The organism is Flavobacterium sp. (genome assembly GCF_044361015.1).
In the GTDB taxonomy this organism is placed as follows: domain Bacteria; phylum Bacteroidota; class Bacteroidia; order Flavobacteriales; family Flavobacteriaceae; genus Flavobacterium.
Window position 1 is genome coordinate 1 of sequence record NZ_JBIKJL010000008.1, and the last position, 22317, is coordinate 22317.

General features: G+C 34.7%; 23 protein-coding genes. 12 read left to right on the forward strand and 11 right to left on the reverse strand.

Annotated elements, in window-relative coordinates:
* From ACIQ2Z_RS03915 to ACIQ2Z_RS03950, 8 genes are all read right to left on the reverse strand, one after another.
* The coding region (locus ACIQ2Z_RS03915) for an FAD:protein FMN transferase (protein WP_396182855.1) at nucleotides 1-772 on the reverse strand (772 nt) is incomplete at its 3' end.
* Nucleotides 750-1115: a Na(+)-translocating NADH-quinone reductase subunit F gene (locus ACIQ2Z_RS03920; RefSeq protein WP_396172555.1), complete on the reverse strand. Its 366-nt coding sequence runs from the start codon at nucleotides 1113-1115 to the stop codon at nucleotides 750-752. The genes ACIQ2Z_RS03915 and ACIQ2Z_RS03920, both read right to left, overlap by 23 nt.
* Nucleotides 1116-1265: 150 nt before the next feature.
* Nucleotides 1266-2561, reverse strand: a complete 1296-nt coding sequence (gene nqrF, locus ACIQ2Z_RS03925; protein WP_396182856.1) for an NADH:ubiquinone reductase (Na(+)-transporting) subunit F — start codon at nucleotides 2559-2561, stop codon at nucleotides 1266-1268.
* A gap of 18 nt (nucleotides 2562-2579) precedes the next feature.
* Complete coding sequence (gene nqrE / locus ACIQ2Z_RS03930; protein ID WP_396182857.1) at nucleotides 2580-3197, reverse strand: NADH:ubiquinone reductase (Na(+)-transporting) subunit E; 618 nt, start codon at nucleotides 3195-3197, stop codon at nucleotides 2580-2582.
* A gap of 30 nt (nucleotides 3198-3227) precedes the next feature.
* Nucleotides 3228-3902 (reverse strand): NADH:ubiquinone reductase (Na(+)-transporting) subunit D, encoded by a 675-nt coding sequence (locus ACIQ2Z_RS03935; RefSeq protein ID WP_396182858.1) that lies wholly within the window; start codon nucleotides 3900-3902, stop codon nucleotides 3228-3230.
* Nucleotides 3903-3907: 5 nt separating this feature from the next.
* Entirely contained in the window at nucleotides 3908-4627 is a 720-nt protein-coding gene (gene nqrC / locus ACIQ2Z_RS03940; RefSeq protein WP_396182859.1) for an NADH:ubiquinone reductase (Na(+)-transporting) subunit C, read from the reverse strand.
* 2 nt (nucleotides 4628-4629) lie between these two features.
* Nucleotides 4630-5787 carry an NADH:ubiquinone reductase (Na(+)-transporting) subunit B gene (locus tag ACIQ2Z_RS03945; protein WP_396182860.1) on the reverse strand — a complete coding sequence of 386 codons (1158 nt, stop codon included), beginning with the start codon at nucleotides 5785-5787 and terminating at the stop codon, nucleotides 4630-4632.
* Between the two features lie 11 nt (nucleotides 5788-5798).
* Entirely contained in the window at nucleotides 5799-7148 is a 1350-nt protein-coding gene (locus ACIQ2Z_RS03950; protein ID WP_396182861.1) for a Na(+)-translocating NADH-quinone reductase subunit A, read from the reverse strand.
* Nucleotides 7149-7502: 354 nt separating this feature from the next.
* Here ACIQ2Z_RS03950 and ACIQ2Z_RS03955 point away from each other — a divergent pair, with 354 nt between their 5' ends.
* From ACIQ2Z_RS03955 to ACIQ2Z_RS03975, 5 genes are all read left to right on the forward strand, one after another.
* Nucleotides 7503-8756, forward strand: a complete 1254-nt coding sequence (locus ACIQ2Z_RS03955) for a DUF5103 domain-containing protein (RefSeq protein WP_396182862.1) — start codon at nucleotides 7503-7505, stop codon at nucleotides 8754-8756.
* Nucleotides 8757-8763: 7 nt separating this feature from the next.
* Nucleotides 8764-9861: a DUF3667 domain-containing protein gene (locus tag ACIQ2Z_RS03960; RefSeq protein ID WP_396182863.1), complete on the forward strand. Its 1098-nt coding sequence runs from the start codon at nucleotides 8764-8766 to the stop codon at nucleotides 9859-9861.
* A 3-nt stretch (nucleotides 9862-9864) separates the two neighbouring features.
* On the forward strand, nucleotides 9865-10251 hold the full coding sequence (apaG, locus tag ACIQ2Z_RS03965) for a Co2+/Mg2+ efflux protein ApaG (protein WP_396182864.1): 387 nt from the start codon (nucleotides 9865-9867) through the stop codon (nucleotides 10249-10251).
* 140 nt (nucleotides 10252-10391) lie between these two features.
* Nucleotides 10392-12017, forward strand: a complete 1626-nt coding sequence (gene pruA, locus ACIQ2Z_RS03970) for an L-glutamate gamma-semialdehyde dehydrogenase (RefSeq protein ID WP_396182865.1) — start codon at nucleotides 10392-10394, stop codon at nucleotides 12015-12017.
* A 103-nt stretch (nucleotides 12018-12120) separates the two neighbouring features.
* A complete protein-coding gene (locus tag ACIQ2Z_RS03975) occupies nucleotides 12121-14397 on the forward strand; it encodes a T9SS type A sorting domain-containing protein (protein WP_396182866.1) in 2277 nt (758 codons plus the stop codon).
* Between the two features lie 57 nt (nucleotides 14398-14454).
* On the opposite strand, the gene rsmG is transcribed toward ACIQ2Z_RS03975, so the two are convergent.
* Nucleotides 14455-15084: a 16S rRNA (guanine(527)-N(7))-methyltransferase RsmG gene (rsmG, locus tag ACIQ2Z_RS03980; RefSeq protein WP_396182867.1), complete on the reverse strand. Its 630-nt coding sequence runs from the start codon at nucleotides 15082-15084 to the stop codon at nucleotides 14455-14457.
* Nucleotides 15085-15192: 108 nt separating this feature from the next.
* On the opposite strand from rsmG, the gene ACIQ2Z_RS03985 reads away from it, so the two are divergent.
* The 7 genes from ACIQ2Z_RS03985 (at nucleotide 15193) to ACIQ2Z_RS04015 (ending at nucleotide 21741) form a co-directional block, all read left to right on the forward strand.
* Nucleotides 15193-16287 (forward strand): fatty acid desaturase family protein, encoded by a 1095-nt coding sequence (locus ACIQ2Z_RS03985; protein WP_396182868.1) that lies wholly within the window; start codon nucleotides 15193-15195, stop codon nucleotides 16285-16287.
* 32 nt (nucleotides 16288-16319) lie between these two features.
* Nucleotides 16320-17504, forward strand: a complete 1185-nt coding sequence (locus ACIQ2Z_RS03990) for a pyridoxal phosphate-dependent aminotransferase (protein WP_396182869.1) — start codon at nucleotides 16320-16322, stop codon at nucleotides 17502-17504.
* A 56-nt stretch (nucleotides 17505-17560) separates the two neighbouring features.
* The gene (gene purT, locus ACIQ2Z_RS03995) at nucleotides 17561-18727 is read left to right on the forward strand and encodes a formate-dependent phosphoribosylglycinamide formyltransferase (RefSeq protein ID WP_396182870.1); all 1167 of its coding nucleotides are present in this window, start codon (nucleotides 17561-17563) and stop codon (nucleotides 18725-18727) included.
* The gene (locus ACIQ2Z_RS04000; RefSeq protein ID WP_396182871.1) at nucleotides 18727-19302 is read left to right on the forward strand and encodes a Crp/Fnr family transcriptional regulator; all 576 of its coding nucleotides are present in this window, start codon (nucleotides 18727-18729) and stop codon (nucleotides 19300-19302) included. Before purT ends, ACIQ2Z_RS04000 begins: the two co-directional genes overlap by 1 nt.
* A 156-nt stretch (nucleotides 19303-19458) precedes the next feature.
* On the forward strand, nucleotides 19459-20172 hold the full coding sequence (locus ACIQ2Z_RS04005; protein ID WP_396182872.1) for a pirin family protein: 714 nt from the start codon (nucleotides 19459-19461) through the stop codon (nucleotides 20170-20172).
* A 240-nt stretch (nucleotides 20173-20412) separates the two neighbouring features.
* On the forward strand, nucleotides 20413-21285 hold the full coding sequence (fabD, locus tag ACIQ2Z_RS04010; RefSeq protein WP_396182873.1) for an ACP S-malonyltransferase: 873 nt from the start codon (nucleotides 20413-20415) through the stop codon (nucleotides 21283-21285).
* A gap of 60 nt (nucleotides 21286-21345) precedes the next feature.
* Entirely contained in the window at nucleotides 21346-21741 is a 396-nt protein-coding gene (locus ACIQ2Z_RS04015) for a hypothetical protein (protein ID WP_396182874.1), read from the forward strand.
* Nucleotides 21742-21781: 40 nt separating this feature from the next.
* Here the strand turns inward: ACIQ2Z_RS04015 and ACIQ2Z_RS04020 are convergent, their stop codons facing one another.
* Together ACIQ2Z_RS04020 and ACIQ2Z_RS04025 are read right to left on the reverse strand one after the other, a co-directional pair.
* The gene (locus ACIQ2Z_RS04020; RefSeq protein ID WP_396182875.1) at nucleotides 21782-22111 is read right to left on the reverse strand and encodes a hypothetical protein; all 330 of its coding nucleotides are present in this window, start codon (nucleotides 22109-22111) and stop codon (nucleotides 21782-21784) included.
* On the reverse strand, nucleotides 22096-22275 hold the full coding sequence (locus tag ACIQ2Z_RS04025; RefSeq protein ID WP_396182876.1) for a hypothetical protein: 180 nt from the start codon (nucleotides 22273-22275) through the stop codon (nucleotides 22096-22098). The genes ACIQ2Z_RS04020 and ACIQ2Z_RS04025 overlap by 16 nt, the downstream gene beginning before the upstream one ends.
* Nucleotides 22276-22317: the final 42 nt, after the last annotated feature.

A 22317-nucleotide genomic window follows, 5' to 3' on the forward strand; every position in this document is an offset into this window, starting at 1 on the left:
ATTTTTGACCTGTTAAAGAATCTTCTTTCACTTTTCTATAGTTACCGGATGTTGCCATTCCAAGGTTTTCTAATTTGATTTTAGCAATTAGTGTTCGCTCTTCAGGTGATTGGGTGGGATCATCGATTCCAACCACCCAATTTTTATTTTCTAAACTATTCGAGCCAAAGGCAAAAATCTCACCTCCAATTTCCACTATGCCGTTTTGGATACCTTTTGATTTCAAAAAATCAGTAACTACATCTACCGAATAACCTTGTGCAATGGCATTGAAATCAAAATAGGTTTCCGAGTGTTTTTTGGAAATAGTCCTATTGTTATTCAACTTGACTTTGTCAAAACCTACAAATGTTAGCAAGCTATCAATTTTTGAGGAGTTTAAATCAATTTTTTCATTGGTGGGTCCAAATCCATAGGCATTAACTAAAACACCGATTGTCGGGTCGAAAAATCCATTGGTGACTTGATAGATATTTTGCGACGTTTTAAAAGTTTCAACAAAAAAGTCATCTACAACAATTGCAGAATCACCGGCATTGATTTTGGAAATTTTCGAATCTGGCCGATAGGTTGAAAGTGATAGATCAAAAGCCACTAATAGTGAATCAATAGCTGCTTTTTTTATTACTTCACTTGAATGAATATATTTTATTGCATAAGTACTTCCCTGAGCTTCCCCTTGAACAACAAAAATTTTTTCTTTCTGATTTTCGTTACATCCAATCAGAAAAAAAGCACAAACGAAAAGGCTAACTAATTTCTTTAATTCCATTGTAATTGATGATATAATCTTCGTTTTTGTTGACGGGTTTTTCATAATCTGACGCATTGGCAATTCCAACGCCTGCATAAAGGATTTTTGCTTTTAATTTGATGGCGTGTGTTTTGAATTTTTCCATCCAAATTTCGTCGTACTCCTCCGGATTATCGGGATAATTATACACAGTAACCAAAACAAAATGAAGGGTATTGGTAGGTTTGTCGACACAAACAAATTGCGGATGTCTTTTTAACTGACTATTTACCGCAAGGAACTCAAAACCCTCGCTTTCGAGTTCTTTACCCACATGATTCATAGCCAAATTGTGAAGTTCTTGTTGTGATAAAATTTCCATAGAACAAAAGTAACTAGAATTAAAAAAAACAATTCTTAATTAAATCAAAAAAGGAACATTAACTTGAAAAAATAAACCATTAAGAAATTAAGCTTGATTACTTAACTGCTTAATGGTTTAAAATAAATTAACCTTATTGTTTATAAACTATTATCCTCCGAAGTCGTCAAAACGGATGTTTTCTAATGGAATTCCAAAATCTTCGCCCATTTTTTGGACAGCAACGTTCATCATTGGTGGACCACAGAAATACAATTCAATATCTTCAGGACTTTCGTGTTTAGACATATAATTGTCGATAACAACATTATGGATAAATCCAACAAATCCATCGCCTTCACCCTCTAATCCATCTTTTACTTTCCAATTGTCCTCTGGCATCGGTTCTGACAGGGCTAAATAGAATTTAAAATTAGGAAAATCTTTTTCCAGTGCTCTAAAATGATCTACATAAAATAGTTCTCGTTTAGAACGACCACCATACCAATAGGTAACTTTTCTTCCTGTTTTCACCGTTCTGAAAAGGTGATATAAATGTGAACGCATGGGTGCCATTCCGGCTCCACCGCCCACATAAAGCATTTCTGATTCACTTTCGTTGATGAAAAACTCACCGTAAGGTCCTGAAACAGTCACGGGATCACCCGCTTTCATTGAAAAAATATATGACGATGCAACACCGGGATTAACGGCGGCCCATCCATTTTTAGCTCTATCCCAAGGCGGGGTTGCAATACGCACATTCAACATGATTTTTCTTCCTTCAGCAGGATACGAAGCCATTGAATACGCTCGTTCCACTAATTCCGGATTTTTCATTACCAACGGCCATAAATTAAATTTATCCCATTCAGCTTTGAACTTCTCAGGTTCACCCGGATGTTCTTCAGGATGTGCAGTGATATCAATATCGGAATATTTTACTTCACCTTTAGGAATTTCAATTTGAATATAACCTCCTGCTTCATAATGCATATCGTCCGGCAATTCAACAATAAATTCTTTAATGAACGAAGCTACATTGTAATTTGAATATACTTTTGCTTCGAATTTTTTAATTCCGAATACCTCTTCAGGTACTTCGATAACCATGTCATTTTTTACTTTTACTTGACAACCAAGTCTCCAACCTTGAGCAATTTCTTTTCGGGTAAAGTGCGGTTCTTCTGTTGGAAGAATAGATCCTCCTCCAGTAGTAACAATACATTTGCATTGGATACATGTTCCGCCGCCGCCGCAAGCTGATGGAAGGAAAATTTTGCTATTTCCAAGTGTAGAAAGTAAGGTGCTGCCAGATTCAACCTCGATTTCGCTTTCGCCGTTGATTTTAATTTTTACCGGACCAGAAGGTAACAATTTCGCTTTTGCACCCAATAATATTCCCACTAAAAGAAAAACTACTAAGAGAAAAACCACTACACTAGCTATAATAACTGAATACTCCATTTTTATCTGTGTGTAAAATTATATTTTAATTCCCATAAAACTCATAAACGCAATAGCCATCAAACCTGTAATTAGGAAAGTGATTCCCAATCCACGTAAGGGAGCAGGCACATGTGAGTAAGCTATTTTTTCTCTGATAGCGGCAATAGCTAAAATAGCTAAAAACCACCCCACACCTGAACCAACACCGTAGGTTACTGCTTCTGTTAGCGTTCCAAAATCTTTTTGTTGCATAAATAATGAACCTCCTAAGATCGCACAGTTTACTGCAATTAGTGGAAGAAATATACCTAAAGCCCCGTAAAGAGCCGGTGCAAATTTTTCGACAACCATTTCAACTAATTGAACCATTGAGGCAATAACAGCAATGAACATAATAAAACTTAAAAAACTCAAGTCATATCCTGCATATTCTTCACCTAACCATGACAAAGCACCCGGTTTCAATAAATAATTGTCTAATAAGTAATTGACAGGAATAGTAATCGCTTGAACGAAAACTACTGCTACACCTAACCCTACGGCAGTTTTTACTGTTTTTGACACCGCTAAATAGGAACACATCCCTAAAAAGTAGGCAAAAATCATATTTTCTATGAAAATACTTTTTACAAATAAACTAACTAATTCTTGCATTGTAATATTTTTTAAATAGCGAGGCTATGATTAGTGTTTTTCAATTAATTTTCTATTTTTCGAACGTTGTAACCAAATGATGATTCCAACCACGATTAATGCCATTGGTGATAATAACATCAAACCGTTATTTTCATAACCCATAGCATACAACCCTGTGGATTCTGCTAAAGTCACACCTTTGTGGCCCAGAACTTCCATCCCAAAAAGTTTACCAGAACCAAGCAACTCTCTAAAAAACGCAACAACTACAAGTAATATTCCATAACCTGCACCATTTCCAAGTCCGTCCAAAAAGGAAGGCCACGGTTTGTTTGCCAAAGCAAAAGCTTCTAAACGCCCCATAACAATACAATTCGTTATAATTAGACCAACGAAAACCGAAAGTTGTTTACTTACGTCATACGAATAGGCTTTTAGCACTTGGTCCACTAAAATTACCAAAGCGGCAACAACAACCAACTGAACGATAATACGTATTCTGTTCGGAATTAAATTTCGTAATAACGAAATAGCAACATTACTAAATGCAGTAACAACCATTACCGACAATGCCATTACAATTGCCGGTTTTAACTGAACAGTAATTGCCAATGCAGAACAAATTCCTAATACTTGAACAGTAATTGGGTTGTTGTCATTTAAAGGATCTGACAGCAAACTTCTATTTTTCTTCGAGAACAAAGATTCTTTTACTTCTGACATAATTTCTAGTTATTTACTGCTAACTTTTTCTGTTTAGCAAAATAATTTTTATAATTGGATAGTCTCTCTTTAATCATTGCTGTAACTCCATTACCTGTGATTGTTGATCCAGAAATAGCATCTACTTTATTATCATCTTTGGATTGGGAGGTATTTCCCTTCGCAACTTCAACGCCAACAATTTCTCCCGATGGATTCATGATTTTTTCACCAACAAAACGGTCTTGAAACCATTTTTGCGTAATCTCTGCTCCTAAACCAGGTGTTTCACCTTTGTGGTCAAATACAGTTCCTTTAATGGTGTTTAAATCTTCTTCTAAAGCAACATAACCCCAAATGGCATCCCACAAACCAGCACCACGTAAGGGTACGATATAGAATTTTTTGCCATCTTGTTCAGCCACATATAAAGGAAAACGTTGGTCTTCTACTTTTTTAGAAAGTTCACTTTTTAAATCAATAGAAAAGGCTTGTGTCGATTCATCTACCGAACCATCAACTTTAAGAGCCAACTGTTCCTTTATTACCGATGTAAATTGATTCGGAGCTTGCTCTCTTTCAACCACAACTCCAACTGAAGCTAAAATGTTTTGCATTTTTTCCTTCTTCACATTTTCATCTTGCAAATCTTTTAATGATGTTGCGGCTAAGGCCAATAAAGCTCCAACCACGGCTACCATTATGGCAGCAAACATAAACGTGTATCCGTTACTATTTCTATCCATGATTAGGCTGTTTTTAATTGTTTAGCAACTCTTTTCTTTCTTCTACTAACATTTCCTTCTACCACATAATGATCGATTGTTGGAGCAAATACGTTCATTAGTAATATTGCCAGCATTACACCTTCTGGATATGCCGGATTAAATACGCGAATCAAAATACTGAACAAACCGATTAAGAATCCGTAAATCCATTTTCCTTTATTGGTTTGGGCTGCAGAAACCGGATCGGTAGCCATAAATACAATACCAAAAGCCAATCCACCTACTAGTAAGTGCAACATTCCGAAATTCATTAATGGATTTGCACCCCACAATGAGAATAAATAGGCTGTAAACGCAGCTCCAAGAAATCCGCTTACTATAATTCTCCAACTTCCTACGCCGGTTATAACCAAAATAGCGGCACCTACCAAAATCCAAAGTACAGATGTTTCTGAAATAGAACCGGGAATCGTACCCATGAACATTTCCATAGGTGAATAATCACTATACACTTCTTTACCTGCCGCTAATTTCCCTAATATAGTTTCTCCGGAAATAGCATCCATGGTTGTTGCATTAGACACCCAAACTTTGTCACCAGACATATACGTTGGATAAGCAAAGAATGCGAATGCTCTTGCAGTTAAAGCCGGATTTAAAATATTCATTCCGGTTCCTCCGAAAGCTTCTTTACCAATAATTACAGCAAAAGCAACCGACAATGCCAGCATCCACAATGGTAAATCAATTGGCATAATCATAGGAATAAGTAATCCAGTGACCAGATAACCCTCGTTTACTTCGTGACCTCTTACAATGGCAAAATAGAATTCAATTCCTAATCCTACACCATAAGAAACTACAATCATCGGAAGAACTTTCCATAAACCGTGCATAAATGCATCCATAAATGGAACAACCTCTTGCACTTGTGACAAATTTTGGTAACCGGCATTCCAAATACCAAAAATCAAGGCAGGAACTAAGGCCAAAACTACAGTAATCATAGTTCGTTTTAAATCAACTGCATCTCTTATGTGTGCTCCATGCTTAGTGGTATGATTAGGCACATATAAAAAAGTGTCCAATGCATTTACCGCAGGTGCAAACTTTTCAAATTTTTCGCCTTTTCCGAAAGGCTTTTTTATTTGGTCAATTTTATCTCTTAAAAACTTCATAGCTATTTATTTTAACCTACTTCGTTAATCATTAAATCCAAAGCTTCTCTGATAATTACTTGTGCTTCTAATTTTGAAGTATTTGAGTAATCAATCAATGCAAAATCTTCTGGAGCCACTTCGTAAATTCCTAAATTCTCCATTTTTTCAATGTCATTTGCCAAACAAGCTTTTAGCAATTGCATTGGGTAAATATCTAAGGGCATTACTTTTTCCATTTCTCCTGTTACAACCAAAGCTCGTTCTTCACCATTCAAATTGGTATCTGCTTTGTATTTTTTGCCCGGTGTTAAAAATGATAATGCGGTACGTTGCATACTGTGTTTATCGGCACCAGCAAAAGGCATCCATCCAAACATACGGTAGTGATTTCCTTCCGGAATAACCGTTACAGTATTTGCAAAATATCCTAAATTTCCACTGGTGGTAACTTTAGCACCGGTTAAAACATCACCGGAAATAATACGTACATTGTCAGAAGCTAATTTACCGCTAACAATTTCTTTCATTTGAGCCCCAATTCTAACGGCATAATACTGAGGATTTGAGACTTCTGAACCTGCCAATGCAATTATTTTTGTTGCATCAAATTTTCCGGTTAAGAATAAATCACCAATAATGGCAACATCTTGTGGAGCAACCACCCAAACTCTTTCGCCAATATTAATCGGATTAATTTTTGCAATTTGAACACCCACGTTTCCGGAAGGATGCGGACCAAATACTTTGTGCAATTCAACACCGGAAATACCACTTAAAATTGAGTTTGATTTGCCGTTCACTGAAAGATGAACTTTCCCTGAAGTTAGTTTTCTCAAAGCGTCTACGCCTGCTTGAAAAGATGCTACTTTGTCTTTCAAAGCTACCTCAACATCAGACGATAATGGAGCAGAACTATAAGCTGAAATAAAAATTGCTTTGGGAGAATCACCTGAATGAGCCACAACATCATACGGACGTTGTTTGATAAATGGCCAACAACCCGAAGCTAATAAATGAGCTTTCACTTGGTCGGCTGACATTTCATTTGGATTGTTCTTCCAGTGTTCAACGAAAGTATCTTGAGCATCAGCTTGTATTCTGATTTCCAAAATCACACGTTTTTCACCTCTTTTGATTTCAATAATTTTGCCACTCACAGGAGATACAAACTTTACAGCCTCGTCATCTTTTGAATAAAAAATAACTTCTCCAGCTTGTACTTCTGCTCCTTCTTTAATCACCAATTTAGGTGTAACTTTGTGAAAGTCAGAAGGTTTTACGGAATAAACTTGAGAACGGGGAGCTGCAGAAACTTTCGGCTCTGCCTCTCCAACTAATTTCAAGTCTAAACCTTTCTTGATTCGAATGTCTGTAGACATATGTTATGAAGATATGATTAGTAAAAAATTTACATAATTTAAAACGGTGCAAATTTAAAAATTAAAAAACAATAGACATAAAGGATTAACAAATGTATAAACGATTTTTATTTATTTATATTAATTCTAAATAAGTTATTAATTTCACTTTCAAATTAGTATTTGTAAATGACATAATTAAAAGAAATTTAAAGACACTTTAATTATGATTTTCAGCCAAAAAAAGAAATTCGTTACTATAATATAAACTGAATTGATTTGTAAATAAAAAACATAGAACCAAATTAAAATTTGGCATCTTTTATATAAACAAATAATATTATATTTACTTTTTTGTTTTAAACAATCAACAACATGATTCAAATACGCCTTATACTTATTCTCAGTTTTATTTCATCTTTTTTGTTCGCTCAGCCCGTACAAGAAACAAACCCGCCTTTTAACATTAAAACCATTTCTTTTATTCAAAATAATCAAAATGTTATGCCCATTTTTAAATTAGGCGAACAATTTCAATTTGTTTTTGATGATTTATATGGAGATGAAGCCAATTATTATTACACCATAACCCATTGCGATTATGATTGGACTAAATCCGATTTAAATTTAAATGAATACCTAGTTGGGTTAGATAACCAACGAATAATAACATATGATAATTCTTTTAACACCTTACAAATGTATTCAAGGTACCGAATTATGTTCCCAAATAGTATTACAAAAGGTTTTAAGGTTAGTGGAAATTACATCATTACTATATTAAACAACAATCAAGAAATTGTTTTCTCTAGAAAATTCATATTATACGAAGAATTAGTTAACGTACCCATGTTGGTTAAAAATCCACGTGATGTTAGGGATTTATATTCTAAACACAATCTAGAATTTTATGTAAAACCCGCTAATATTGCCTTGCAAAACCCTATCCAAAATGTAAAAATTGTATTGTTGAAAAACAATATTTGGCACACGGCCATTACAAATATAAAGCCAATGTATACCCTTGGCCCCGATTTATATTATAAATACGATAAAGAAACACAGTTTTGGGCCGGAAATGAATTTTTATATTTTGAAAACAAAGACATTCGAAATGCCGCCAACAATGTCAGAAGTATAACCCTTACCGGAATTTATAACACTTTTTTACAAACCAATTTTCCCCGTTCCACTTTAAAATATACCTATGCACCCGATGCCAATGGTGTTTTTGTTATTCAAAATATTGATGCTCGGGATGATGTAAATGTAGAATCTGATTATTCTTGGGTGTTTTTTTCACTAAGTGCTCCGACTTTTTATGAGAATAAAGACATTTATGTAACCGGAATGTTCAACAACTACGACTTAACTTCTGAGAACAAGATGGATTATAATAAAGATAAAGGAGTTTACGAAAAAGCTATCATCATCAAACAAGGATTTACCAATTATGAATACACTGTTGCCGATTCAAATGGGAAAGTAGATTATGAAAAGGCAATTGATGGTAATTTTATTCAAACAGAAAACAATTACACTTGCTTAGTTTATTATAGAGGTAATAATGATCGATATGATCGAATTATTGGCAGAGGAATGACCAATTCAATTTACATGACAAAATAAATCAAACGTGTCAACAAAGAGACTTAAAGACTACCGTGGTATTTCTTGCCTGAATTGCAATCATCCATTGGATATTTCAGATAAATTTTGTCCAAATTGCGGACAAAAAAACACAACCAAACGATTAGCATTAAGAGATTTTATTGATGAGTTCTTGGCAAATTTTTATGCCTATGATTCTAAAGTAAAACACACCATAGTTTCTTTGTTCACAAAACCCGGAAAAGCGGCTAAAGAATTTATTTTTGGCAAAAGATTATATTATGCAAATCCTTTTCGATTTTACTTAAGTGTATCATTAATCTATTTTATTTTTAGCGGTTTAGTTGAAAAATTCGGAGAAGTTGATACTTCAATTACTATTGGAGACAATCTATCGAATAGCAAAGACAGTATTTCAAAACATCAAGAAGTTGATTATTTACAAGCAAAAATAGACTCCGCAACAGCTAAAAGAAAGAAAGAAAGAAATGATATTTTTTTTGACAGTTCATCGCAAAAGAATGACACTTTGTACACCGAAAAACAAATAAAAAGTAAAAGTATTTTTAAAAGAACTTTTCTCAAGATAGACACTTATACCACTTTTTTAGAAAAATCAAAGGAAAAAGATTATGACAAAATATTAGATTCGCTCAAACACGAAAAAAGTAATTGGAATAAATTTTTATTAAAAAAAAGTTTTCAAGTCAACGAATTTAACAGCAAAGATGATTCAGCTGTTGAAAAATTCGCAAACTATTTAGATGAAAAACTACCTTTTATCCTTTTCATTTCGCTGCCTTTTCTAACCATTGTCTTTGCTATTATTTACTTTAGAAGTAAGCTGAATTATGCAGAACACATGGTTTTTGTTTTTAGTGTCATGAGTTTTGTTTTTTTATTATTTTTTCTTGCTGAATTGATTAATTTGCTGATTAATATCGACTTATCATCCTTCATCCCTATTGTATTATTATTTTATTTGTATAAAGCTTTAAGAAATTTTTATCAACAAAGCCGTTTGAAAACAATTTTAAAATTTGTACTTTTGACCTTTATGTTGCCAACTACTGCACTTTTTGTGGCAGTAATTATGGTTTTTATTGGTTTTATTTTATATTAATTTATGGTTTCACAAATAACAAGAGGCATAAAAATTTCAGTTTCAACTAGTTTTGAAGGCACCTACTTCAAGAACTATAAACTTCATTTTGCTTTTAGTTATCACATTACCATTGAAAATCATAGTAAAGATTCTGTACAACTCATGTCTCGCCATTGGGAAATTTTCGATTCTTTAAACAATGTTGAGATTGTTGATGGAGAAGGAGTTATCGGTAAAAAACCAGTGTTGAAACCCGGTGAAAATCATACCTATAGTTCCGGTTGCTTGCTCTCTTCACCCTTCGGAGCGATGAAAGGACATTTTAATATGATTAATTTTACTACCACTAAAAATTTTAGGGTAATTGTACCAACGTTTAAATTGAGTGCTCCTTTTGCATTGAATTAATTCAACTATTTCCATATTAGCTTTGTAACTTTTGTTATCAAAAATTCAAAAAAACCTTTGTACTTTTGTGTTCTAATTTATAATTCTTAAGAATTACAGGTTTTTTTTATCAATTTGTTTAATTTTAAACACACTTTATTATGTTAAAAGGTTTTTTTCATGTTCCAAAAGCGGTCAATGAACCCGTTAAATCATATGCTCCAAATAGCCCTGAAAAGGCAGCTGTATTAGCAGCTTATAAAGAAATGTGGAATACTAAAATTGATGTTCCATTATACATAGGTAGTGAAGAAATTCGTACCGGTAACACTAGGAACATGAGTGCTCCACACGACCATAAACACATCGTTGGGACTTATCATTTAGCAGAAAAAAATCATGTAGAAAAAGCTATTTCAAATGCATTGGAATCCAGAACAGCATGGGCTGCGATGCCTTGGGAACAACGTGCTGCCATTTTCTTAAAAGCGGCTGAACTGATTGCCGGTCCATATCGTGCAAAAATAAATGCCGCAACTATGATTGCTCAATCAAAAACTATTCATCAGGCAGAAATTGATGCTTCTTGCGAATTAATTGATTTTTTGCGTTTCAATGTACAATTCATGACCCAAATTTACAACGACCAACCATCTTCTGATTCTTCTGTTTGGAATCGAGTGGAATACCGTCCGTTAGAGGGTTTTGTCTATGCCATTACACCATTTAATTTTACCGCAATTGCAGCTAACCTTCCCGCTTCTGCAGCCATGATGGGTAATGTTGTAGTTTGGAAACCAAGTGACAGCCAAGTATTTTCTGCTAAGATTATAATTGATGTTTTCAAAGAAGCCGGTGTTCCCGATGGCGTTATTAACGTTGTTTTTGGAGACCCGGTAATGATTTCAGATACCATTTTTGAACACCCATCTTTTGCAGGAATTCATTATACCGGTTCTACTTTTGTTTTTAAGGAAATTTGGAAGAAAATTGGATCCAACATTCATAAATACAAAACTTATCCACGAATTGTCGGTGAAACAGGCGGAAAAGATTTTATCATAGCTCATCCAAGTGCAAATGTGAAACAAGTTGTAGCTAATTCTATTCGAGGTGCTTTTGAATTCCAAGGTCAAAAATGTTCTGCGGCATCAAGAGCTTACTATCCGAAAAGTTTATGGCCGGCTATCAAGGAAGAAATGGCGAAAGAAATGGCAACCATAAAAATGGGTTCTCCTGAAGATTTTTCCAATTTCTTCACCGCTGTAATTCATGAAGGTTCATTTGACAAATTGGCAAAATACATCGAACAAGCAAAAAGCGATGCTGATGCAGAGATTTTATTTGGTGGTAATTATGATAAATCAAAGGGTTACTTTGTTGAGCCTACCGTTATATTAACTAAAAATCCTCATTATGTAACTATTGAAACTGAATTATTTGGTCCTGTTTTAACTGTTTATGTTTATGACGATGCAAATTGGAAAGAAACTTTAAAATTAGTTGATCAAACATCAGAATACGCTTTAACCGGTGCTGTTTTTAGTCAAGATAGATATGCTATAACTGAAGCAACTCAGGCTTTAGAAAACTGTGCCGGAAACTTTTATGTGAATGATAAACCTACCGGAGCTGTCGTAGGAATGCAACCTTTTGGTGGTGCTCGTGCTTCCGGAACCAATGACAAAGCCGGTTCTGCCCAAAATTTATTGCGTTGGGTTTCGCCAAGAACAATCAAAGAAACCTTCGTAACTCCTGAAAATTATCGTTATCCGTTTTTAGGTTAATCGATTTAAAAATAATATTTTATGAAGTCCGAGCTGTTTGTTCGGACTTTTTTTTATATTTGAAAGAAGTAAACCATTCACTATCAAAACAAACCATTGGCTAATGAAAACAAAAATTACTCTTATATCCCTTTTTACTATTTTATTTTCATTTGCTCAAAATGGAAAATACGAACTATTAAAAGACAAAACAGAAACAAACATCTTATTTGATCAAGTTTTTGAACTTTCTAAAATCACCACTGAAAAAAAAGAAATTATTTCATCTCTATATTTCAAACAGGTTTATCACGAAATTCAAAGAGCTGATTATTTAAAACGTTTACCTAAATATGACATTTTAAAAAAAGAGGCTGAGAATGCTTTTTTTTCAAAACAAATTCCTTTAGCACTTTTAATTTCAGAAGTTGAAACGATCAAAACGGAAGTTTTTGAGAACCATCAAATCACCAAAAATAATCGGGAACAACTTGTTTTAGACCCATTGGTCTCAGATGCTTTTCAAAAACATAAAATTGAATTGATGGCTCCGTTAGTTTCCAAATCAAAAAACAAAACAGTTGAATTTATTCTGAAAGACAAAAATATTTTCAACACAACTTCCAAAACTATTCAGGCAATTTACATGAGCTTTACCGAAAATGATCTTTGGTTAACTGTTTCTGTAAATCAACCCATTAAAGTCGATTTTAACACTTACGGCAAAAAATCAATTTCATTTAAAATTGAATTTACAAACGGAGAAAGTAAAGTTATCAAATCAACATTTGAAATAAAAGGAAGTTCAAATTTGGCTAATCGAAACGGAAACGAAATTTTAGCTGAAACAATTACGGCAACAATTCCTTTTCAAGGATATGGAGAAAGTGCCGCTTATTTGGGTCAAGGCGAATATGAAATTTATTTAGACAACGTTGACCAAGTTTTAGACAAACCTATTTTTCTTGTAGATGGATTTGACCCAGGCGACACAAGAGACACAAACCTCATCTATTCCTTGCTAAATTATGGAACTTCTGGCGAAAATTTAGGCGACATCGTTCGAAACGAAGGATTTGATGTTGTCGTTTTGAATTTCCCTCAATATTCGCCTGAGGATGGAGTAATTATAGATGGTGGTGCCGATTTTATCCAACGAAATGCGATGATTTTAGTGGAACTCATCAATCAGATCAATGCTCAAAAAGTAGGTAATGAACAAAATGTAGTGATTGGCCCAAGCATGGGTGGCTTGATTTCCCGTTATGCTTTGCGTTATATGGAACAAAATCAAATTGAACACGATACGCGCTTATATCTTTCTTTTGACTCCCCTCATTTAGGAGCAAATGTTCCTATTGGTTTTCAACATTTATTTAATTATATGGCTTTTGGCCCGCTTGGTGATGTAACATTGCAAGGTGTTGTAAATGAAGTTTTCAAAAGTCCGGCTGCCAAACAAATGCTTTTGGATCATTTTGAAGGACATCTTCAAAGTGGCAGTTTAACGGAATTTAATAACTCAAACCAACTTCCCACCGGTGCTCCAAATTTCAGAACTCCATTTCAAAATGAGTTAACTGCAATGGGCTTCCCTACGGAAACGAGAAATATTGCTATTTCGAATGGTAGCGGAAACGGGACAATGACCGGAACTCCCGGTATGTTTGTCTTAAATGATTATACCGTTGATGCCAGTTCAACACAACGAGCAAAATTTGATGTTCGTTTTACTCCACCTGCAGGTATTTCAAATCAACTGGTAAGTCGGTTTAGAGCACAGCAATATATTTTATTTTGGTTAACTGTTTTTTCAAGTACCGCTAATGCCGCTTCGCCCTCAACTTCTTCCGGTTTAGACTCTGCTCCCGGCGGAATGTTTAACGTAGCTGATTTTGGCACAGGCGGAAGTGGAAATCCCACTTTAGATGATTTTTTAGCGAATTTATTAATTGACAAATTTTGTTTTATCCCAACTATGAGTTCATTAGCCATAACTAATCCAAATTGGTATACGAATGTCACCGGAAGTTCAGAAACACCATTTGTAACCACTTATGTTCCAACTGAAAATGAAGCTCACGTAACCTTAACTGAGGGAAATGTTACATTCGCTTTAAATGAAATTCTAAATCCGCCTTTAACTTTAGAACAACCTGAATTATTGAAAAACATAACTGTCAAAAACCCTGTACGTAATAGTGTGGAAATTTTCAGTCCGTCTACTATTTCAAATGCTTCGATATCCATTGTTGACGCTTCAGGAAAAAAAGTTTTTGTTCAGAAAAGTGTTACTTTTGAGGGAAATTTTCAAATCCCTATTAATTTAATGAATGGTTTCTATTTTATTAAAATTGAATCCACAGAAAAAAGTATAATTCATAAATTAATTAAAAATTAATTTATGAATATTTTTTAGCTTCGAATTCACAAATAATAGATTGTGAATTCGAAGTTTTTATACCCTGAATTTTATTGGTAAATGAACCACTTTCTTGGTCTCGAAAAAATCTTCAGAGAAGTAATCCGATAAATTATATACTGTTGCTTTTGGAAAATCTTTTAATTCCTCCGTCAAATCTCCTCCTTTAAGATATAAAACACCATTTTTTACTTCGTGTTTTTGCTGCTTCTTGATTTTATCGTTTATCCAAGAGACAAAATCAGGCATATTCGTGACGGCTCTACTCACTATGAAATCAAAATCCCCTTTTACATTTTCAGCACGAATCTGTTCCGCTTTGACATTTTCTAATCCTAATGCAGTCGCTACTTCATTCACAACTTTTATTTTCTTAGCAATCACGTCTATTAAATAAAATCGTGCTTCTGGAAAAAGAATTGCCAAAGGAATTCCTGGAAAACCACCACCGGTTCCAACATCTAAAATTGTTGTTTTGGTTTGAAATTCCATCACTTTAGCAATTCCCAAAGAATGTAAAACATGTTTAATGTATAGTTCTTCGATGTCTTTTCGGGAGATAACATTTATTTTTGAGTTCCAATAGTGGTATAATTCTTCCATTTTTTTAAATTGAAGAAGCTGATTTTCAGATAGATTAGGAAAATACTTTATAATTTCTTCCATATTATGCTATTTTTAACAAAAGTAAACAATTTGGTGCTGAAATTTTAGTGTTTGTTCATCGTTAAGATTTATATTAATACTTACCTTTGAAAAAAATTTATAAAATACATGAATACCACAATTCCAACTTTTTCAAAACAAGATAATTTGAAGTTTTTCAGAACCCTTAACACTCGGGTGAACAATTATTTTAAAGAAAATAATATTCAAAAAACCGGGAATTGGAAACTTCACTTGAAAACAATCGTGATGTTTACTATTTTTTTAACGCCTTATTTTTTCCTTTTGGCAATGGATATGCCTTTTTGGACTTATTTATTGCTTAATGTCATTATTGGCATTGGAATGGCTGGTGTAGGAATGAACGTGATGCATGATGGAAATCATGGTTCGTATTCTAATAAACCATGGTTAAATAAAATTATGGGCGGAAGTATCTACATTTTAGCAGGAAATGTTTTCAACTGGCAAGTGCAGCACAATGTTTTACACCATACCTATACCAATATTGTGGGCCATGACGAAGATTTAGATGCCGGCAGAATTATTCGCTTTTCAAAGCAAGCAGACTGGAAATATTTTCATAAATTTCAACATTACTATTCTGTTTTTCTTTATGGTTTATTGACATTCAACTGGGCAATAACAACCGATTTCAAGCAGATGAGGGCTTATTTGAAACGCAAATTATCTTATGGCGAACCCAAAAGCCCTAAATTTCTTTGGACCACCTTAATTATCACTAAAGTTATTTATTTTTCTATTTGGTTAGTATTACCCATGTTAATGGGTATAACTTGGTGGAAAGTTCTTCTGGGATTCGCAGTAATGCATTATACTGCAGGTTTAATTTTAAGTATAGTATTCCAACTAGCACACGTTGTTGAAGAGACAACCAACCCTGTTCCGGACGAAAATGGCGAAATTGAAAACACATGGGCCATTCACCAATTGTTTACTACAGCTAATTTTGCACCTAAAAACTGGATTGTAAATTGGTACACCGGCGGTTTGAATCACCAAATCGAACACCACATTTTTCCTCATATCAGCCATATTCACTATGGTAAAATTGCTGATATTGTGAGAGAAACTGCCAAAGAATGTAATCTTCCGTATCATGAATTCAAAACCATGAGAGGTGCCGTTATTGCTCACTTCAAACATTTGAAAGAGCTAGGTCAAGAACCACAAATGGCATAATAAAAATTTACACAACTACAAAACATACTACAATGAGCCCGTTATCGGATAGAATTAATAATTTATCTACTTCTCAAACCTTAGCGATGGCAGCATTGGCAAGAGAATTAAAAGCACAAGGAAAAGACATTATCAGTTTAAGTTTAGGCGAACCTGATTTTAACACACCTGACTTTATTAAAGAAGCTGCAAAAAAAGCAATCGACGAGAACTACAGTACGTATTCTCCCGTTGACGGTTATGCCGAACTAAAAGAAGCTATTTGCAGAAAATTCAAAAGAGATAACAATTTAGATTATAAACAGGCAAACATTGTGGTTTCAACCGGAGCCAAACAGTCGTTGTACAACATTGCTCAAGTAATGTTAAATGATGGTGATGAAGTAATTTTACCCGCTCCTTATTGGGTGAGTTATTACGAGATTATTAAAATGTCGGGTGGAATTCCGGTAGAAGTTCCCACTTCTGTAGAAAGTGATTTTAAAATCACAGCCGAACAATTAGAAAAAGCCATTACTCCAAAAACCAAAATGATTTGGTACAGTTCTCCTTGTAACCCAAGCGGATCTGTTTACAGCCGTGAAGAATTTACAGCCATTGCTAAAGTATTAGAAAAATATCCCAATATTTATGTAGTAGCCGATGAAATCTACGAACATATCAATTTCTCCGGAACTTTTTGCAGCATTGCATCCATCCCGGGTATGTTTGAAAGAACCATCACTGTGAACGGTGTAGCCAAAGCATTTGCGATGACCGGATGGAGAATTGGTTATATCGGAGCACCTGAATTTATAGCCAAAGCATGTACAAAAATGCAAGGACAAGTTACATCTGGGGCGAATTCTATTGCTCAACAAGCAACTATTGCTGCTGTGGATGCCGACCCAAAAGTGTTAAACTATATGGTGGAAGCCTTTCACAAAAGAAGAGATTTAGTCGTAGGTTTAATCAAAGCTATTCCGGGACTGAAAATCAACGTTCCCGAAGGTGCATTTTATGTATTTCCCGATGTATCGTCATTCTTTGGAAAAACTTTACGCGGAACCTTAATCAAAGACGCTACCGATTTTTCTATGTATTTATTAGCAGAAGCCAACGTTGCAACCGTAACCGGAGATGCATTTGGAAACCCCAACTGCATTCGATTTTCCTATGCAACCAGCGAAGAGCAACTCACAGAAGCTTTGCGAAGAATCAAAGAAGTTTTAGCTTAAACATATAATGCCTCAAGGAGACTTGGGGCTTTTTTTATTCATAATTTACAAAAGAAATGTCTAAAATACTCCTACTCGGTTCCGGAGAACTCGGAAAAGAATTTGTCATCGCCGCACAACGCATCGGCCAAACCATTATTGCTGTTGATAGCTACGAAAATGCTCCTGCGATGCAAGTGGCTCATGCGTATGAAGTGATCAATATGTTAAATGGTGCCGAACTCGATCGGATTGTAGCCAAGCACCAACCCGATTTTATCGTTCCTGAAATTGAAGCCATTCGAACAGAACGCTTTTATGATTATGAGAAACAAGGTATAAACGTTGTACCCTCTGCGAAAGCAGCTAATTTTACTATGAATCGAAAAGCTATTCGCGATTTAGCTGCGAAAAAGTTAGGCTTACGAACAGCAAATTATCGCTACGCAACTTCGGCAGAAGAATTACAAAATGCAGTTGCAGAAGTTGGAATTCCATGTGTGGTAAAACCTTTAATGAGCTCATCAGGAAAAGGACAATCAACCATAAAATCAAATGAAGATATTGCGAAAGCTTGGAACTATGCTGTGGAAGGCTCTCGTGGTGATGTGGTAGAAGTAATTGTGGAAGCATTTGTTAATTTTAATTCTGAAATCACGTTATTAACCGTGACCCAAAACAATAATTTACCCACTTTATTTTGTGCTCCCATTGGTCACCGACAAGAACGTGGCGATTATCAAGAAAGTTGGCAACCCGCATTCGTTTCGGAAAAAGACATTTTGGAAGCTGAAGAAATGGCCCGAAAAGTGACTAAAGCATTGGGCGGAGCCGGATTATTTGGCGTAGAATTTTTCTTAACCAACGAAGGTGTTTATTTCTCCGAATTATCCCCCAGACCGCACGACACGGGAATGGTTACCTTAGCAGGAACACAAAATTTTAACGAATTTGAATTGCATTTACGAGCCATTTTAAGTTTACCAATTGCCGAAATCACAGCAGAAAAAGCCGGTGCGAGTGCGGTTATTTTAGCTTCTGAAAATTCAACCAACCCCACTTATTCGGGTATTGAACAAATTGCCGCATTACCCAAAACAGATTTTAGAATATTTGGAAAACCTTCGTCAAGACCTTATAGAAGAATGGGTGTTGCATTGGTGAGTGATAAACTGGAAACTCCGATGGAAGAAATTATTGAAAGAGCAAAAGCGGCTGCAAAATTAGTAGAAGTAATTGCATAATGGCTTTAATTTTAGAAAACATAGCAAAAATTATTTCCCTTACTGAAGCGGAAAAAGAATTGTTCTTATCTAAGATTGAAATACAACATTATAAAGCCAAAGCCGTATTGCACAATGCTGGAGAAATCTGTAAGCATTCTTACTTTGTCAATTCGGGATTAGTGAGAAGTTTCAACATTAATGACAACATCGTAGAACATGTAATGCATTTTGCCTGCGAAGGCTGGTGGATTGGTGACATGTACAGCCTACTTTCTCAAAAACCCGGCAATTTATTTATCGAAGTTTTAGAAGATTCGGAAGTGGTTTTATTATCTAAAGAAAATCAAGGACAATTGTATTTTGATATTCCGAAACTAGAACGCTTTTTTAGAATTTTAACCGAAAACTCATTGGTTGCTCATCAAGAACGGTTGATGGATAATTTAAGTTTATCAGCAGAAGAACGTTTTGAAAAATTTTGTAACAGATACCCATCGCTAATTCAAAGGGTTCCTCAAAAACAAATTGCCTCGTATATCGGTGTAACGCCAGAATTTTTTAGCAAAATGAAAAGTCGCATGTTGCGGAAATAGGTAGTCGCAGTTTTCAGTGGCAGTGCTCTGACTCATAAAATATTCAACCCAAACAACGCAAGACGGATAGCCTGCAACTTTCTTAACCTATATTAAGTGCTAAACCTTTCTTAGGGTTGTAAATTTGTACTATAAATAACAAAAAATCTAATAGTCATGAAAAATACAGTTTTACACAAAGCTAATGAACGTGGACATGCTGATCATGGATGGTTGAATGCCTATCATAGTTTTAGTTTTGCCAATTGGTACAATCCAGATAAAGTACAGTTTGGTGTTTTAAGAGTTTTAAACGATGATACCGTTGCTGCCGGAATGGGTTTTGGAACACATCCGCACGATAATATGGAAATCATCACCATTCCATTGGAAGGAGATTTGGCTCATAAGGACAGTATGGGAAATGAAGAAATTATCAAATTTGGCGACGTTCAAGTAATGAGTGCAGGAACCGGCATACGTCACAGTGAATTTAATCCGAATGCAGATAAACGAACAAAATTGTTACAAATTTGGTTGTTTCCAAACAAACGAAATGTGGAACCCCGTTACCAACAAATCACTTTGGATGTGAAAGATAGAGAAAACAGGCTGCAACAAATTTTATCGCCAAATCCGGAAGATGCAGGTGTTTGGATACACCAAGATGCTTGGTTTCACATGGGAAAATTTGAAAAAGGAATGACCGAAACGTATGCTGTTAAAAGAAATGGAAACGGTGTTTATGCTTTTGTGATTTCAGGTGCAGTTACTATCAACGGACAAACTTTGGAAACCAGAGATGCATTGGGAATTACAAATACAGAGAAAATGGAAATTACAGCAACTTCTGATGCAGAAATTTTGCTGATGGATATTCCGATGGAATAATTGTTTTGATTGATTGATTTTGAACCCGGCAAATTTGTCGGGTTTTTTGTTTCCAAAAAGGCAAATGGTCTTCTTTCTGCTCCCGGTGTTAGTGAAAATTCTTTTGTTTTTTTTTTGAAAAACAAAAGATTGAAACGGACAAAGGGAACTGCGATTCCAAAAAAGCCCGAACTCCGCGGCTCCAAAAAAAATAAATACTACTTTTGTTATAACTTTGATGAACTAAATTATAAAATAAATATGAAAGCATACTTATTTCCGGGGCAAGGAGCTCAGTTTACCGGTATGGGTAAAGATTTATATGAAAACTCGTCTTTGGCCAAAGAATTGTTTGAAAAAGCCAATGAAATTTTAGGTTTTAGAATTACAGACATTATGTTTGAGGGTACAGCGGAAGAATTAAAAGAAACCAAAGTGACGCAACCGGCCGTTTTTTTACACTCCGTAATTTTAGCTAAAACGTTAACTGATTTTAAACCGGATATGGTTGCCGGACATTCGTTAGGTGAATTTTCAGCTTTAGTGGCAAATGGTGCTTTATCTTTTGAAGATGGCTTGAAATTGGTTTCAAAAAGAGCATTAGCCATGCAAAAAGCATGCGAAATTACTCCTTCCACAATGGCAGCCGTATTAAATTTAGACGATGCAATTGTAGAAGATATTTGTGCTTCGGTTGCTGGTGTTGTGGTGGCGGCAAATTATAACTGTCCCGGTCAATTAGTTATTTCCGGAGAATACAAAGCAGTTGAATTGGCTTGTGAAAAAATGAAAGAAGCAGGTGCTAAACGTGCTTTGATTTTACCGGTTGGTGGAGCTTTCCATTCACCCATGATGGAACCTGCCAGAGAAGAATTAGCAGCAGCTATTGAAGCGACGATTTTTTCAAATCCTATTTGTCCGGTCTATCAAAATGTGACAGCGAATGCAGTTTCAGATGCTGAGGAAATTAAAAAGAATTTAATTATTCAATTAACGGCTCCGGTACGTTGGACACAATCTGTAAACCAAATGATTGCCGATGGTGCAACGAGTTTTACTGAAGTTGGACCTGGAAAAGTATTGGTTGGTCTTGTAAATAAAATTAACAAAGAAGTAGAAACTATTTCAGCTTAATGAAAGTTTGGCACTTGATTTGCTAAATAAGGATTTATTAACTTTTAAATATAAACAAAAATGAAAAAAGCACTTTTAGGATTAGTATTGATGGGATCATTATTCGTTATTTCTTGTAAAGAAAAAACAACAGAAGAAAAAGTACAAGACGCAGTTGAATCTGTTGGAAACGACATTGAAAACAAAGCTGAAAAAGCTAGAGACGCAATTGAAAATGCAGCAAATGAAACTGGTGAAGCGTTAGAAAATGCTGGGGATAAATCAGGAGAAGCCTTAGAAAACGCTGCGAAAGAAACAGAAGAAGCTTTACAAAAAGGGAAAGAAAAACTAAAAAACGCCACGAAAGAAACAGAAGAAGCTTTACAAAAAGGGAAAGAAAAACTAAAAAACGCCACGAAAGAAACAGAAGAAGCTTTACAAAAAGGGAAAGAAAAACTAAAAAACGCAGCAGAATAAGTTTTTAAAAAATATCCTCACCGTAAAAAGTGAGGATATTTTATTTTAAATTATTGGCTAATGGCGAATGATTGGTTAAAATTCCGGTGACGAGAATTTTGTTCTTGTGTTTTTCAAAAAAAATGTACCATGTTGTTCTTGTATTTGATTTGTAGAAAATATAATTTTTCCCAAGGAATTGAATTGTTGTTGGTGTTGATTTGTAGACTCCAGCTTTTAAATTATATTCTATTGCTTTGTAAATTTTTGAAACGTAATCCTCAGCTGATTCAATAAATCCAAAATATTCTTCTTTATATAAAACTATAACTAAATCATTAAGATAAGCAATTACAGGAGGAGAAATAATAATCTCTATTTTCCCCACCATTCTCGTATTTTTTTTATTGAAATTGCTTTAGCTTCTTCTACGGTATATCCTCTTTCAAACTCTTTTTCAAAGTCAAAATCATTTCCAATTCCTTGTGATTTGGTTTTTTCATAGAGAGAAGCTCGCGCTTCAACTTTGTCTTTTTTTGACTTTTTATTTTTCATACTGCTTTGATTTTGAACATATTTAATAAAAAAAGTCTAAAT